General features: G+C 48.4%; 12 protein-coding genes. 9 read left to right on the plus strand and 3 right to left on the minus strand.

Annotated elements, in window-relative coordinates:
• Positions 1 to 20 precede the first annotated feature (20 nt).
• On the plus strand, positions 21 to 1076 hold the full coding sequence (locus tag LC508_RS19325) for a Gfo/Idh/MocA family protein (RefSeq protein ID WP_103732427.1): 1056 nt from the start codon (positions 21 to 23) through the stop codon (positions 1074 to 1076).
• A 55-nt stretch (positions 1077 to 1131) separates the two neighbouring features.
• On the opposite strand, the gene LC508_RS19330 is transcribed toward LC508_RS19325, so the two are convergent.
• Together LC508_RS19330 and LC508_RS19335 are read right to left on the minus strand one after the other, a co-directional pair.
• A complete protein-coding gene (locus LC508_RS19330; RefSeq protein WP_103732429.1) occupies positions 1132 to 1965 on the minus strand; it encodes an Rpn family recombination-promoting nuclease/putative transposase in 834 nt (277 codons plus the stop codon).
• A 345-nt stretch (positions 1966 to 2310) separates the two neighbouring features.
• Entirely contained in the window at positions 2311 to 3969 is a 1659-nt protein-coding gene (locus tag LC508_RS19335) for a glycoside hydrolase family 13 protein (protein ID WP_103732426.1), read from the minus strand.
• Positions 3970 to 4336: 367 nt separating this feature from the next.
• Between LC508_RS19335 and LC508_RS19340 the strand changes: the two genes are divergently transcribed.
• The 8 genes from LC508_RS19340 to LC508_RS19375 all read left to right on the plus strand — a co-directional run bounded on the left by LC508_RS19340 (position 4337) and on the right by LC508_RS19375 (position 14136).
• Entirely contained in the window at positions 4337 to 5362 is a 1026-nt protein-coding gene (locus LC508_RS19340; protein ID WP_103732425.1) for a LacI family DNA-binding transcriptional regulator, read from the plus strand.
• Positions 5363 to 5548: 186 nt separating this feature from the next.
• The gene (locus tag LC508_RS19345) at positions 5549 to 6367 is read left to right on the plus strand and encodes a methyltetrahydrofolate cobalamin methyltransferase (RefSeq protein ID WP_103732424.1); all 819 of its coding nucleotides are present in this window, start codon (positions 5549 to 5551) and stop codon (positions 6365 to 6367) included.
• A gap of 92 nt (positions 6368 to 6459) precedes the next feature.
• On the plus strand, positions 6460 to 7092 hold the full coding sequence (locus tag LC508_RS19350) for a corrinoid protein (protein WP_033141684.1): 633 nt from the start codon (positions 6460 to 6462) through the stop codon (positions 7090 to 7092).
• Positions 7093 to 7279: 187 nt separating this feature from the next.
• Positions 7280 to 9472 (plus strand): alpha-galactosidase, encoded by a 2193-nt coding sequence (locus LC508_RS19355; protein WP_103731850.1) that lies wholly within the window; start codon positions 7280 to 7282, stop codon positions 9470 to 9472.
• Between the two features lie 110 nt (positions 9473 to 9582).
• Positions 9583 to 11319, plus strand: coding sequence for an ASKHA domain-containing protein (locus LC508_RS19360; RefSeq protein ID WP_103731851.1), 1737 nt, complete (start codon positions 9583 to 9585; stop codon positions 11317 to 11319).
• Positions 11320 to 11327: 8 nt separating this feature from the next.
• On the plus strand, positions 11328 to 11885 hold the full coding sequence (locus LC508_RS19365) for a DUF2284 domain-containing protein (protein ID WP_033141674.1): 558 nt from the start codon (positions 11328 to 11330) through the stop codon (positions 11883 to 11885).
• A 69-nt stretch (positions 11886 to 11954) separates the two neighbouring features.
• Positions 11955 to 12590 (plus strand): cobalamin-dependent protein, encoded by a 636-nt coding sequence (locus tag LC508_RS19370; RefSeq protein ID WP_103731852.1) that lies wholly within the window; start codon positions 11955 to 11957, stop codon positions 12588 to 12590.
• Positions 12591 to 12603: 13 nt separating this feature from the next.
• Entirely contained in the window at positions 12604 to 14136 is a 1533-nt protein-coding gene (locus LC508_RS19375) for a PucR family transcriptional regulator (RefSeq protein WP_052099504.1), read from the plus strand.
• Between the two features lies 1 nt (position 14137).
• Here LC508_RS19375 and LC508_RS19380 read toward each other — a convergent pair whose 3' ends face one another.
• Positions 14138 to 15664 carry a PucR family transcriptional regulator gene (locus LC508_RS19380; RefSeq protein WP_103731853.1) on the minus strand — a complete coding sequence of 509 codons (1527 nt, stop codon included), beginning with the start codon at positions 15662 to 15664 and terminating at the stop codon, positions 14138 to 14140.
• Positions 15665 to 15860: the final 196 nt, after the last annotated feature.

The following is a 15860-nucleotide window of genomic DNA, read 5'->3' on the forward strand; positions in this document are numbered from 1 at the left end:
ATATAAAACGGAGGTATGAAATGAAAAAACTCAGAGCTGCAATTATGGGCTGCGGCAGAATTTCCGTCTGCTACGAGGACGCCTTTAACCGTCTCTCTGATCAAGTGGAGCTTGTATGCGCCATAGATATTGACGAGGAAAAAGCAAAGGCTTTTGCAGAGAAATTTAACTGCCATTACTGTACTGACCTGGAGACTGCCCTCCAGTATGATATTGATGTCATCCACCTGTGCCTTCCCCATTATCTGCACCCGGTCATGGCAGTAAAGGCCATGGAGGCCGGACTTCATGTGCTGACAGAAAAGCCGGTGGCTGTCTCCCTGCAGGACGCAGACAGGATGATGGAGGCACAGCAGCGCACCGGCAAAAAGCTCGGCGTTATATTCCAGACCCGGTATACCAAAAGTGTGGAAAAGCTGAAAGCACTCATGGACGCCGGATATTTCGGACGCATCCTCTCTGCCCGCTCCTATCTCACCTGGAACCGCCCGCACACTTATTATGAAGGAAGTGACTGGAAAGGCACCTGGGACAGAGAAGGCGGCGGCGTACTCATAGACCAGGCCATACACAGTATGGACCGGGTGCGCTATATGCTGGGAAGTGACATTGAATGGATTGAAGGCAGCGTACATAACCACTGCCACGATACCGTGCATGTGGAGGATGCCGCGGAAGCTGCCATACAGTTTAAAAACGGCTGCATCTACAACCTCTATGCCTGCAATTCCTACGCCTCAGACGCCCCCATCACCATTGAATTTCAGGGAGAAAAGGGACGCTGTGGCCTGATTCAGGATATGGGCTTCTATGAGGCTGACGGATGCTACACAGAGATTCGGAACACCTATGAGACAACCAATGTGGGACCGGATTACTGGGGCAGCAGCCACCACCTGCAGCTCAGGGATTTTTATGATTCCATACTCTATGACCGTCCGGTTACCATAGACGCCATGGAGGGAAGGAAAACGCTGGAAATGGTAAAGGGAATCTATCTGTCCTCCCTGGAACGGAAACGGATCTATCTTCCGTTTGAAGATGTGTGTTATAAAGATTTGAATACACCAAAATAATTACAATCCGGCAGGCCGGACTCAATTACCGGGGATTTTTACATCCCCGGTAGTTTTACTGTATAATTTCCCTGACTTTTTCCACCGGTATTCCGCAGATTTTTGCAATCGCCTCCGGGGTCTCCCCCTGCATATACAGCTTAAACACCTGACGGGTCCTTTCCTCCCCTCTTTCCTCCCCTCTTCTTTCCGCACTGCTTATCTGCGAGTTATAATCCCTCAAAGCCTTATCCCTGGCCTCATACTCCAGCCTCTTCTTTTCATCCGCACTCATAGTCTTCAGTGTATTATATGCTTCATTGAGATATTCGTTTGCTTTTGCCACGCGCTCAAACTCCTCTCTGCTTTTTCCACTGAAGAACTTCATCCACAAAATGACATCCTCCCCTGTACGCACTTCCTTAGGCAGCTTTTTCAGCTCCAGAATCTGAATCTCCATCTTATCCGTATATACTTTTCCCGTCTTATCATCTCGAAAATGAATGGTTCTGTAGCACTCATCATCATCCGGAAAATGTATAAAATCCAGAATACTTACGTGGATACACTTCTGCAGCTTTTTATATGGTTCTCCCTTTTTTATCTGGCTCGTAAACATTCTTCCCATATAAAATAAAACACGCTCGTCCCAGTATTCAAAGTATTTGACCTGCATTTCTATGTTCATCCTGGTCCCGTCCGCAAGCAGCACATGGACATCCAGAATTCCCAGCTTATCATCCGGCCAGTCACCTCCAAGAGATGCCTCAAGAAGTGTTGTCTCCTCTATCTCCTCCGGAGGGATGCCTATAAGCGCAGCGACAAACCCTTTTCGCACTATACAGTTTTTCATCAGTTCTGTAAAACAAAAATCCACAGTGGGCAGCATTATGAAATTGTCAGTTTCCATAGATTCTCCTTTCCTGAACAGAATATACCTGATGCAGGAAAAAATCTCTCTGTGATTTGCCTTTATTGTATCATAACTTATCAGGCTGTAAAAGACAGTAATTCTTTCCCGGACAAAATCAGCCATATCTGCTCTGTCGGCTATATACTTTTAAACAATGGAGTTTCACGGCGAAATGCCGATTAGAAATTAAAGAGCGAACGCTCATTGATATCTTTAATCAGAAGTGTATCACAACCCACCCCAAATAACAATTAGACAATACGACGAAATTCAAATCATGAGAAAAGGCAGTACAGCCCTGCGCCGCACCGCCTTCCTTTTCTCTCTCAATACACAAGAAGTTTACATAACATACACAGCCGCCTCATACGGCCGCATCATACGCTCCTCCAGCGCTTCCTCTCCCTTATAATTATCAATCACAAGCACAGCCTTACCTGCATCCAGCCCCTCAGGCATATGGAAAGGAACTTCATTCTCCGTGAAATTCAGCACCACGAACATCTTTTTGCCTTCATAATTTCTTTCATATATATAAAGACTCTCATTCTCAGGCTCATATTCCCTGAAATCTCCGTACACAGCAACCTCATTTGCCTTCCGCATCTGAATCAGCCTTTTCATATAATAGAAAATAGAATCCCGGTCTTCCAGCGCTTCCTTCACATTGATATCCTTGTAATTGGGATTCACCTTCAGCCACGGTGTTCCCGTGGTAAATCCGGCATTCTCGCTGTCATCCCACTGCATGGGAGTCCTTGCATTATCGCGGGAACGGAACCTGATGGCATCCAGCAGAACCTCCGGGTCCGCGCTGCCGTTAATGACACGCTCTTTCCAGAGATTTTTTACCTCTATGTCATTGTAATCCTCAATGGAATCAAAATGCACATTTGTCATTCCGATTTCCTCGCCCTGATAAATATACGGGGTTCCCTGCATGGTCAGAAGCATAGTGTACAGCATTTTTTGGCTTTCTTTGCGGTACTGCCCGTCATTTCCCCTGCGGGACACGGTTCTTGGCTGGTCATGGTTGGTCCAGTACAAACTGTTCCATGCCTTATCCTGGAGAACCGTCTGCCATTTGCTGAAGCATGCCTTTAATTCCGGCAGCGGCACTTTCCGATAACTGTAACGCTCAGGTCCGCAGTCCAGCGTGTTCTGTTCAAACTGGAAAACCATATTAAGCTCTGTACCCTCATTATTGGCATAGCGCAGGGCATGTTCCAGGGGGACATCCGGTGTCTCGCCCACTGTCATGATATCATACTTTGATAAAACTTCCCTGTTCATCTCCTGCAGAAATTCATGGATTCTTGGTCCGTCCTGGAAATGCTCTGTTCCGGTGATCTCTGCCGGTTTTCCATCCGGAAGACCCGGTGTCTTCGAGAACAGACTCACAACATCCATACGGAAGCCGTCACATCCCATATCCAGCCAGAATTTCATCATATCATAAATCTCACCGCGCAGTTTCGGGTTCTCCCAGTTCAGATCCGGCTGCTTCTTTGAAAACAGGTGCAGATAATACTGGTCTGTGGTCTTATCATACTCCCACGCGGGACCGTAGAAATAGGAGGTCCAGTTGTTGGGCTCTCTTCCATCCCTGCCGTCTCTCCAGATATAATAATCCCTGTACGGGTTATCCCTGGATTTCCTGGATTCCGCAAACCACTGATGTTCATCTGAAGAATGGTTCACAACAAGATCCATCACCAGCTTCATGCCCCTCTCATGGATGCCTGTAAGCATTTCCTTAAAATCATCCATGGTTCCGAACTCATCCATAATATCCCTGTAATCAGAGATATCATATCCATTGTCATCATTGGGCGATTTGTAACATGGAGACATCCAGATAACGTCAATCCCCAGGTCTTTCAGATAATCCAGCCTGCTGATCACGCCCTGCAGGTCCCCGATTCCGTCTCCGTTGGAATCCATAAAACTTCTGGGATATATCTGGTAAACAACCGCCTCTTTCCACCATGCTTTATTCATGCTGTTCTCCTCTCAAATCAAATAAGAAGTGTCGGTATAACCACTACAACTGTGACCGCCGCCAATGTTGTGCAGCACCTCTATTGTTATAATAGAAATTAGCACAATCCCCATTATCTGTAAATAAGTTTTACGCAAAACCATCACGATACATAATTTATATACAGTTTTTTATACATTCTACACATAATTTCCCCTTATATAATCTTTAAATTACACATTCCCGTTTTTTATTTATCTGACAAATAAATGAACTTTCTGACACCCTCTTGCAATTCTGATTATTTCTGCTATTCTATAATAGAAGTAAAATACAATACTTTCCTGTAACAGACAGCGCAGGCTGTCCGAATTTGGGGGTAACCGGATGATAACGATAAAAGAAATAGCAAATATGATGAATGTCAGCCCAACCACGGTTGCCAACGTGATCCACGGCCGCACCAGCAAGGTGTCAAAAGAGAATGTGGAACGTATCCAGCAGGCCCTGAAGGAGCACAATTACGTGCCCAAGATGGGGCTGGAAGCTCTGACAAAAGGCAAGACCAGGCTGATCATTGTGGTGATCCATACCACAAAACGCTACACCCAGACCACCGTTGGTGATCCGTTCTACAGTCAGACCATCGGTGTGCTGGAGGAAAAGATACGGAGGGCCGGCTACTATATGATGCTGTATATAGACCGGAACCTTGACAATATTTTCAAGACAGCACTTTCCTGGAACGTGGCAGGGATCATTGCTGTGACACTGTCCAAGACCAACTATGACAAGCTGTGTTCTCTGGTGGACTGCCCGGTGGTGGGAATCGACACTTTTATGGAAGATACCGCCTCACTGCCCGACCAGGGGTATCATGTCACCCTGGATGACATCAGCGCGGGGAAGCAGATGGTAAACTATCTTATTAACACAGGTTTTTCCAATATAATCGTAATCTCAGATGCCAAGATAGGCTCCTCTGCTCTGAGAACTGCAGGTGCCAAAGCTGCTCTGAAGGAGCACGGCATAAGCACTGAAAAACAATGGCACATGGTACTGGACACACAGAAGAGACGCAGAGACAGCCAGTACAATTCCCTCCTGGCGCTGGCAGGAAAAAAATATGTACTGTTCTGCACAGCAGATCAGCTTGCCTTTGAGGTGATCGGCTATCTGAACGAACACGGCTGCCATGTTCCCCACGATATCTCTGTGTGCGGATTCGACGACAACCCTTATGCGGAGTTCTGTATCCCCAAGCTGACCACCATGCATCAGGACATTGCCAGAAAGGGAGAACTGGCCTCAGATCTCTTGTTCCGGCTGCTGTCCGGAGAGAAGGTGGAGGAGAAGGCAATCCGCCTTCCCGTGGAGCTGGTAGTGCGGAAAAGTGTCTTTCCGCCGGATTGACAATTTTTTAACCATTTAGAATGCGGCAGATTCAGGTATTTTCCTGTTTTACCGCATTTTTTATAGGTTTTCCCTCTTCCTACACTTTGTAGGAAAACCTTTGAAAAATCCCCCCTTTTTGCGGCTTGTACTTTCTTCGCATTTTGGTACAATAGAGTTATAAATTTGTACAGGAGGTTTTGCAAAATGATAATCATTGGGGAAAAAATCAACGGCTCCATACCGGCAGTTGCAAAAGCCATCGCTGAGAGAGATGCGGAGTTCATCAAAGACCGCGCCAGAAAACAGGCCGCTGCCAATGCCACCTACATAGACTGCTGTGCTTCCGTTCCGGAAGAGATTGAGGTTGAAACTTTAAAATGGATGATCGAATGCATCCAGGAAGTTACAGATCTTCCGATTTCCGTGGACAGTCCCAGTACCGCAGTTTTAAAAGAAGCTTATAAGTTCTGTAAGAGACCGGGTATCTTCAACTCCGTATCAGGAGAAGGTGATAAAATCGACACTATATTCCCGATCATGGCAATGGAAGAGAACAAAGACTGGGAAGTCATTGCACTTTTAAGTGATGATACAGGAATCCCCAAATCCGCAGCTGATCGTCTCCGTGTATTTGACAATATTATGGCAAAGGCAAAAGAATACAACATCAATCCAAACCGTCTTCACATAGACCCCCTGGTAGAGATGCTGTGTACTTCCGAGGACGGTATCGCCATGAACATCGAGGTAATCGAAACTGTTCGCAAACAGTACCCGACGATTCATATTACTGCTGCTATCAGCAACATTTCCTTCAATCTGCCGGTTCGTAAGCTGATCAACTACGGCTTTATGATCCTGGCTATGAACGCAGGACTTGACAGTGCCATCATGGACCCCACGAACCGAGATATGCTGGGTCTTGTATATGCTACAGAGGCACTTATGGGCGAAGATGATTTCTGTATGGAATACATCGGTGCTTACCGTGAAGGACTGATCGGACCTGCTCCGAAGAATTAACATTTATGGTGTTCGTGTTGAGGAATGGAATTACTGAAAAGGGAAATAAAAAACTATAAAATATATTTTTTAAGAAATGGGAGGAATTTATTATGAGTAAGATTCAGGCTGTTGCAGATGCTGTTGCTGCTGGAAAAGCAAAACTGGTTGGTGGATTAGTTCAGGAAGCACTGGATGACGGATGCCAGGCTGTAGACGTATTAAACGCAATGATCGACGCAATGGGCGTTGTAGGCGAGCGTTTCAAAAACAACGAGATTTTCGTTCCTGAAATGTTAGTTGCAGCACGTGCAATGAAAAAAGGTGTTGAGGTTCTGAAACCACATCTGGCAAGCGGAAGCGCCGGCGTATGCGGCAAGATGGTTATCGGAACTGTTGCCGGTGACCTTCATGATATCGGTAAAAACCTTGTTGCCATGATGATCGAGAGTGCCGGATTTGAAGTTATCGACTTAGGCGTTGATGTACCGACAGAGAAATTCATTGAAACTGTCAAAGCTAACCCGGACGTTAAGATTGTTGGATGTTCTGCTCTTCTGACCACAACTATGCCGGCATTAAAAGCTACTGTTGAAGCTTTAAATGCTCAGGATTTCCGCGGCAATATCAAAGTTATGGTTGGCGGCGCTCCTATTACACAGGAATTCGCTGATGAAATCGGTGCTGATGCTTACACAGCTGACGCTGCATCCGCAGCTCAGAAAGCAAAAGAGCTGGCATCATAATGAAATTAGCTTAAATCCATATCTGTCATGCATACCCTATAAAGAGGGAGGAGGTACCGTAAGGTGCCTCTTCTCTCTTTTTGCTATATTATTGTCACAATGACATATTTACGTGTCCCCTCCGGTCCACTATAATGAAAACAGATGAATTATTATGTCTATTTTATCTTTTGGAGGAGAACAACGAATGGCTATCAAAAAAGATACTACCGGGAAACTATTTACCCTGCTTACCAATAACAGCATGTACCAGATGAAGGTGGACGATCTGGGATTTCTGGTACATACATGGTTTGGAAAAAGGACACCTATATTTGACTACTCATACCTGAATGTGGGAAGAGACCGGGGATTTTCCGGCAATCCCTATATAGCAGGCGACAACCGCGCCTATTCTCTTGACACTCTTCCCCAGGAATTCCCCACATACGGCAACGGGGACTACAGGGAGAGCGCTGTGCGGATACGCTATGCATCCGGTGCTTCCTCCTGTGAATTCCGCTATGAATCCGCTCAGATCCTGGAGGGAAAATATTCCCTTCCCGGCCTTCCTGCTTTCTACGCGCTTAAGGAAGACACTGCTGACACCCTAGTCATCACACTGAAGGACAGCACACAGAACGTATATGTACATCTCTATTACGGTGTCCTGGAGGAAAAGGACATTATCACCAGAAGCGTGACTGTGGAAAATAAAGGGGAATCCCCTATTTATCTGGAGCGTATCATGAGCACCTGTACGGATTTCCAGTTCGGAGACTTTGATTTTATCAGCTTCTACGGACGTCACGCCATGGAGCGCCTGCTCTCCCGCACACAGGTCCATCACGGCATACAGTCTGTGGGAAGCACCAGAGGCGCCTCCAGCCATCACTACAATCCTTTTGTGATGCTTGCCGCACAGGGCGCTACAGAGACCAGCGGGGAATGTTACGGTTTTTCCTTCCTCTACAGCGGTGATTTTCTGGCTGAGGCAGAGAAGGATCAGAGCGGACAGACCCGCTTCCTCATGGGTATCCACCCGGATAATTTCTGCTATAAACTGGATTCCGGAGAAGCATTCCATGCGCCGGAGGCAGCAATGGTCTACAGTGCAGAGGGATTGGAAGCCGTCAGCCACCGCTTCCACCGCGCGATCCGCAATAACCTCTGCAGAGGTGAGTATAAGAAGGCCCGCCGTCCTGTTCTCATCAACAACTGGGAGGGCACCTACTTTGATTTCACCGGAGACAAGCTGGTGGAAATGGCAGAGCAGGCAAAAGATATGGGAGTAGAACTGTTTGTCATGGATGACGGATGGTTCGGAAAACGTGAAAGTGACAATTCCGGTCTGGGTGACTGGATTGTAAATGAAAAGAAACTGGGATGCACCTTAAAGGACCTCTCCGCCCGCATTCATGCCCTTGGCCTCAAATTCGGCATATGGTTTGAGCCGGAATGCATCTCTGAGGACAGCGACTTATACCGGGCACATCCCGACTGGGCATTCAAGGTTCCCGAGAAATCACCTGTGAGAAGCCGTTACCAGCTTGTCCTTGATTTTTCCCGCAAAGAAGTGCGCGACCACATCTACAACATGATGTGTAATGTATTGGACAATGCGCAGGTGGAATACCTGAAATGGGATTTTAACCGCAGTATCGGGGATATTTTCACCATCGCCCTCCCCGCAGACCGCCAGGGCGAGACAGCACACAAATACATTCTTGGGCTTTACGAGTTTCTGGAGAACCTAAACAAACGCTACCCCGGCATGCTCATTGAGGGATGCAGCGGCGGCGGCGGAAGATTTGACGCAGGCATGTTATACTATACCCCGCAGATCTGGACCAGCGATGACACCGACTCCATCGAACGGCTGAAGATACAGTACGGCACCTCCTTCTGCTATCCTGTCAGTACCATGGGCGCCCATGTCTCAGCCTCCCCTAACCACCAGACAGGCAGGGCTGCTTCCCTGAGTACAAGAGCAACAGTCGCTATGGCCGGCACCTTTGGCTACGAACTGGACCCTGCAAAACTGACGGAGGAGGAAAAGGCGGAAGTCAGGACACAGATCGAGACATTTAAGAAATATTATTCCCTTATCCAGGACGGCACCTATTACCGTCTGGCAAGTCCTTATGAAAATGAAGAATATACGGTATGGGAATTTGCCGCGGAGGATAAGAGTGAGGCACTGCTGGGCATTGTCTCCACAAAACTCACTGCAAACAACCTCTTTACCTGCATCCGACTGCGCGGGCTGGACCCGAATGCCATGTACCGCATGGGTGACAAGACCTATTTGGGAGCTGCCCTTATGGAGGCAGGACTCCCCATGCCGGTACCGGAAACGGAATATCAGAGCTGGAATCTGCATTTAGTAAAAGAATCCTGATAAATTCCTAATAAATTTCATATAAAATCTTTCATAACTTAACCGCGGCAGTTTACTGCCGCGGTCTTTTCTGTTATACTTACTCTATAGCAAAATTGGGGGAATGAAAATTGAAAACACATGAAGTAACTTTTATCCGTGAAGGCAAAAGTATTCAGGCAGAAGAAGGCACTACCCTGCTGCAGGCGCAGCGTCAGGCAGGCCTTGACCCGGATGCTCCCTGCGGCGGGCAGGGCACCTGCGGAAAATGCATGGTACACGTGACAAAAGGTCCCGTGACCGGCGTTCTGAAAGCCTGTCAGACTAAGATCACAGGGGATATGACAGTTGACACCCTTGTGAGAGAAAAGGAACATGCTATACTGGCAGAAGGCTTCTCCCGCCCGGTACCGCTCCATCCTCTGCTCCGGTTCGGCAGAATACATATCCGCAAGATAAAACCAGGGGATAATCTGTCTGACTGGGACCGCCTGAAACTGGCGCTGGAGGAATCCTTCGGGGAGAGCATGGAACATCTCAGACCGGATCTTCAAACGGCTTCCGGCCTGTATGAAATGCTCAAAGAGACGGATACCTGGTATGCGGCAGTATCCGGGGATACCCTTCTGGATCTGCAGAAAGATCCCATCAAGGGATATCTGGCCGCATTCGACATCGGAACCACTACGGTAGTAGGGTATCTGATGGATGCACGCACAGGCAGGGTTCTGGCCGTTGAGAGCAGCATGAATCCCCAGGCCCAGTACGGGGCTGATGTCATCATGCGTGCCAACTACGCACTTGAGAACGGAACGGAGAATCTGAGCTCCTGCATCCGCCAGACAGTCCAGTCTATTCTGGACATACTGGCAGAGAAGTCAGGGATCAGCACAGATCGTATTTACCAGACCTGTATTGTGGGCAACACCTGCATGCATCATCTGTTTCTGGGTATATCCCCGGGAGCGCTTGTGCACGCCCCCTATAATCCGGCCATCAGCCAGCTTCTCTTTTTGAAAGCTTCAGACTTTGACCTGCATATCCACCCCAAAGGCCAGCTTATCCTGCTGCCCGATGTGGCAGGCTTTGTAGGCGCTGATACCATGGGATGCCTGCTCTGCATCCGACCAGACCAGCAGGATGAAATCTCTCTGATGATCGACATCGGAACCAACGGAGAGATGGTGCTGGGCAGTAAAGAACGCCTGGCAGCCTGCTCCACAGCCGCCGGCCCTGCTTTTGAGGGAGCCAAGATCGAATGCGGCATGAGGGGCGCATCCGGTGCTGTAGACCATGTGGAATACAGCGACGGAAAATGGAGCTACACCACCGTAGGCGGAGAGAAAGCCATCGGGATCTGCGGTTCCGGCCTTATTGACCTGATCGCCTGCCTGAGAAAAGCAGGTATCATTGACGAGTCCGGTAAGCTTTTATCCGAGGACGGCACAGCCTCCTTTACGCTGGTTCCGGCAGACGAGAGCGGAAACGGCAGCGCTGTTTACTTAAGCCAGAAGGATGTGCGGGAGGTACAGCTTGCCAAAGCTGCCATTGCCGCCGGCATCCAGCTTCTGCAGAAAGAGCTTGGCATAACCGTTGACCAGATCGCACACGTATATATTGCGGGAGCTTTCGGCAACTATATGAATCCTGAGAGCGCCTGTGACATCGGCCTGATTCCCATATCTTTGAAAGACAGGATCGTACCCGTGGGAAATGCCGCCGGAGAAGGTTCTAAAATCGCACTCATCAACAGGGAAGAGCTGTTCTACTCGGATATCCTGGCAAAGGAGATATCTTTTGTGGAGCTGGCCGCTTCTCCGGAATTCCAGGACTGCTTTGTGGATGAACTGGAATTTCCGGAACAATAGAGAATGAAATGATTGGGGGTTTTTACGTGATCAACTATGAAGAACTGGAGAAGCTGGGACTGGATACCGGCTTCTCCCATATCGCACCATTAAAATGCAGCACCATTGAACTGCTTCCCGAGGTCCGCCAGATGTGCGAAGCCAACACCTGCGGCATGTACGGCAAGCGCTGGAGCTGCCCTCCCGGATGCGGAACTCTGGAGGACTGCCGTGCCAAGATCAACCAGTATCAGGCCGGCATCTTGGTACAGACCGTGGGAGAACTGGAAGATTCCATGGACGGGGAAACCATGATGGAGACAGAGGCCCTGCATAAACAGAACTTCTACGCCATGGAAAAACTGCTCCGCGAAACATATCCCGATATGCTGGCTATCGGCGCCGGCTGCTGTACCAAATGTGAGACCTGTACCTATCCTGACGAGCCGTGCCGCTTTCCCAAGAAAGCATTTTCTTCCATGGAAGCCTATGGCATGCTGGTCACCCAAATCTGCAAAGCCAACGATATGACTTATTATTATGGTCCCTGCACCATTGCCTATACCAGTTGTTATCTGCTGGAATAAAGACTATTTCGTAACGGTTCCGCATTCCGGTCCGTTACACCTTTTCTTTCATTGGAACAGGAGGACATCATGACTACTTTAGAAGAACTTCGTCAGGCAATTGAAAACGGGCATCCTCGTGATGCCCAGTTTCTTGTGTTCAGAGCTTTGGAGGAACATATAAATCCTTCCGTCATCGTTGAGCAGGCCATGGTGCCTGCCATGAAGACCGTGGGGGAATATTATAAACAAAATGATGCCGATATCCCCAAAATACTGGCTGCTGCCCGCAGTGTAAGAAAGGGGTTCGACATTCTGGAAGAAAAATACGGAATCATGGAAGAACGGAGTATAGGCACCGTTATCCTGGGCACCGTTGAGGGTGACCTGCACGATGTAGGAAAAAACCTTGTTGCGATCATGTTCCGCAGTGCCGGGTTCAAGGTCATCGACCTGGGTGTCGACATTCCGGAGAAACAATTTCTGAAGGCAGTCCGCGATAATCCGGAGGTTTCCATTGTATGCATCTCCTCCCTGCTCACCACTTCCATACCGGAAATGCAGCAGGTCGTCAAATCCCTGCGCCGACATGACAAGGAACACCGATTGAAGATCATGGTGGGCGGAGGTGCCGTCACACAGGAATTTGCGGACACCATCGGCGCAGATGCCTACACGGAAACAGCAGTGGATGCCGCGGAGAAAGCCAAGACATTTATCATATAAACGGGGGATCATTTTGAAGTTATCAGCAGTGCTTTTATCTGAAATGATTAATAAAGAATTTCATGTTGTCTCACAGGGTAACCTGGAGACAACTGAGAGTTTTCTGCGTCCATTTTTATTTGAGGATGGTTCCGGTTTCTCCACCGGGCATATCTGCCTTGTGAGAACCGGGGACACGGAGTCCCTTTCTTCCCAGCTCACGGGACCGGTCTTTCTGATCATATCGGGAAACCTGGATGAGACCTTTTCACCGCCTCCGCACCCATATCTTGTTCTCGATGCAAGTTATTCCCTGAGCCGTATCTTTAATTTTATACAGGACCTCTATGACACATACGACAGTTGGGATGAACATCTGAGCACGATCCTGCTGAGCAACGGCAGCATTCGGGATCTCTTAAGCGTATCCCTGGAAATTTTCCATAATCCCCTGTCTGTCATCGGCCTGGATTTTGCACCCGTGGCAAGTGCAGGTACAGAACACATTCCGGAGAAATACCATATGTACTCAGAGGACGGACTCAACATTGAGTACGTCAACGCCCTGGCTCAGGATGAGGCTTATACAAAAATGCAGGAGGCCGCTGACCCTGTATTCTACCCGGGATACATCACAGGACTGAACACCCTGAATATGAACGTAAAACAGGACGGGCACACCACACACCGCCTTGTCCTCATCGAATACGAACATCCCCTGGACAAAGGAAACGGATACCTTCTCTCGCATCTGGCAGGCTATGTGGAATATCTGCTCTACCATGAACAGGCTCCCGCTTCACGCCAGTCGGACGCTCTGCACAAGATCCTTATCACTGTGCTGTCCGACCGCACTGCAGACTATCTGGACATCAGCCAGCGTCTGTCTGCCCTTGGGTGGAGCACACAGCACGACTATCTGTGCCTTATTTTCCAGATCACTTACCTGGATCAGAAAAAGATCACCACAAGAGCTATCTGTAATTATCTGGACAAGCAGTTTCCCTATTCCTGCAGTTTTCTCTTCAAAGAGGAGATCGTGGCCTATTTTAATCTGAGCCGTCTGGAGATGGACGCGGACACAGTGGCGGGCAAACTCACCTATTTTATCAGGGACAGTTTCCTGAAAGCCGGATACAGCCGTCCCATGAAGGGCCACATGAACCTGAGGCGTCAGTATATCCAGGCCAGCACAGCTCTGGATGTGGGAAGCAGGAAAAAGCCTTATCTGTGGATCCATCACTTCAACAACGTGGCTCTGACCTACATACTGGAACAGTCCACCCGAAGGCTTCCCGGCTATATGCTCTGCCATGAGAAGCTTCTGGACCTGCAGAGGATGGACCGGGAACAGAACACGGAGTATATGCTCACACTGAGGACCTACCTGGAAGAGAATCTGAATGCCACACAGGCAGCATCCCTGCTCTTTATCCACCGCAGTACCTTCCTGTACCGCCTGGACAAGATCAAGAACATTCTGGACTCCGGACTGGATGACCCGGAAGAGATTTTTTACCTGAACTTATCTTTCCGTCTTCTGGAGCAGGAGGAGGAGAAAAACTGAGCTACTGTTTTCCCTCCTCCAGTATATAAAAGGAGACAGAGAGGTACAGCCTGGAGCGGAAATCCTCCAGATCTGTCTGTATCAGTTCACCTATCCTCTCCAGCCGGTTCAGAAAAGTACTCCTGTGGATAAACAGCTTTTTGGCTGTCACTGCCGCGTTATACCTGCACTGCAGGTAACAGTATAATGTCTTGTAATACTCTGTATGCATCTTCTCATCGTGTTCTATCAGCTTCAGAATCCCCGGCGCGCATATCTGTTCCGGCTCAAACACCCCTCTCCCGTGAATCAGGATATAGTCAAGGGCATAGTCGTCAAACCTGAAATACCAGGGGGTGGCATCCTTTCTCATGCCCAGCTCCAGGGCAATATCCGTCTGCTTAAACGCATTCTGTATCCCGTCAAATCCCCTGAATTTTCTGCTGATCCCTGCTGCCAGGAGATTTTCCCTGAGAAAATAAGCCAGCTCGGGCTGAAAGTCCGTCATATGAAGCCTGCTTCCGTTCAAAAGTACCATGAGGCTGTCATTATGAGCCACGCAGCAGGTATCTTTCCACTGCTGCTCCATCTGCGGGCACAGGTATTTGTCATACAGGGATTTGTCATATCTGTAGCTTGGGCGCATCTGGATCAGATAGTAGGCATCTTCCTCAGACCAGGATAGATTCCCCAGTGCACTCCGCAGCCTCTCCCCCGGCACGGAGCTCCCCTTTAATGTAAGCCTCAGAAGTTCATGCAGGCTGTCAAGGGAGCGGTCAGCCATATGAAAGGCCCCGAAACGCTCATACATCCGCTCCACATATCCGGCTGCCATGAGAAGCAGATCCTTGTGATACTCATTATTCAAAGGCGATGTGCAGGATACCGCCATCAGCTTGCCGATAAATTTTCCCTCAAAGAACAGATTCCTGCACAGAAATGTCACCTGCTCCAGCGTATAAGTATACACTCCCGCAAGTGTCATGCTCCGCTGATAGGCGGGATCTGATATAAGCTGGCTCACCATCTGCATGGGAAGAGTGCTGCTCTCATTCATAAATCCATTAGCAAACCTCCCCTCCCTGTCAGCCAAAGCCACATAGGAAAAGCTGGCATCCATCAGCGCAAGAGGCGTCTCAAAAATCCTCCCGAAGCACTCCATCAGTTCCCCGAAATCCTGATTCTCCATAAACACTTCCGTCACGGAATACCCCATCTCCTCAAAGTATTGAAATATCTCCTGAAGGTCATTGAGCACCTGCTCCCTGGGTATCCTTTCATCCAGAACAAGCAGGTCTGTATCAATCCGACAAAATATATCATCCACTTCCCCAAAGCAGATAAAAATACAGTCCTTCCATAAGGAGGAATCCAGGCCTATTTTCATAAGTTCCTCATTGAAGATCAGCACCATATGTCCTCTGCAGTCCTGTCCATCCCTGTAGTAGACAGGCCTCTCCACCTTTATTTTACAGGGGTTGCAGGAAATCCGCCTGGCGTCGTACCTTTTTTTCAGATGATAATAAATTTGATAAAAAGTCAATTTCATTTAAAATCACCTCCCTCCTACAAAGTGTAGTGTATTCATACAGAAAAGTCAATTATTTCATCGTATTTACCAGACCTGACAATTCTGTTATTATAAATTTAGTGCAGTTGTTCCATGTCAGCACAGGAAATGTGCAGTCCTGCTGAACAGTTACGATTTTGTATCAGTCATGGGGGACAGGCCTTTCCATGACACA

The sequence above is a fragment of the Blautia parvula genome (assembly GCF_020215665.1).
Classification (GTDB): domain Bacteria; phylum Bacillota; class Clostridia; order Lachnospirales; family Lachnospiraceae; genus Blautia; species Blautia celeris.